Genomic DNA, 532 nt, shown 5'->3' with positions numbered 1-532 from the left:
CCTTGAAGGCTTTTGATGACTTCAGCGAAAGTTACCAGGCAACGGTACTTCGTCCTGAACCACTTTATCGCCGTCGTTAGACACAAGCACACGTCTGTATGGCTGTATATGCAATAGGTGATGTTCAAGGTTGTTACGATGAGTTAGTAAAAATGCTGGATCGAGTTCAGTTCGATCCAGCCCTTGATCAAATTTGGCTGGCTGGTGATTTGGTGAATCGAGGCCCTAAGTCAGCAGAAGTATTAAGGTTAGCAAAGCAGTTAGGTAATAGTTGTATATCCGTATTAGGCAACCACGATCTACATTTACTGGCTAATGCTGCAGGTGTCGTTGAATATCAACATCATTTGGATACGATTGAGCAAGTTCTCTCTGCACCTGACAGAGAAGAGCTCATTACCTGGTTAAGACAACAACCTTTGTTTTATCACGATCCCATCCTAGATTTCAGTATGGTACATGCAGGAATACCTGCAGAGTGGTCAGTGCAAGAATCACAGCAACGATCCGAAGAAGTCGAAGCGGTTTTAAG

1 protein-coding gene is annotated in these 532 nt (G+C 43.8%); it reads left to right on the top strand.

Going from position 1 to position 532, the window contains the following annotated elements; all coding sequences use genetic code 11:
• Positions 1 to 98 precede the first annotated feature (98 nt).
• The coding region (locus B4K20_RS03270) for a symmetrical bis(5'-nucleosyl)-tetraphosphatase (RefSeq protein WP_289281864.1) at positions 99 to 532 on the top strand (434 nt) is incomplete at its 3' end.

It is taken from the genome of Methylophaga sp. UBA5088 (genome assembly GCF_002414625.1).
Taxonomy (GTDB): domain Bacteria; phylum Pseudomonadota; class Gammaproteobacteria; order Nitrosococcales; family Methylophagaceae; genus Methylophaga; species Methylophaga marina.
Note: the sequence above shows the minus strand (reverse complement) of the source record. Positions and strands in the feature narration are given on the sequence as shown.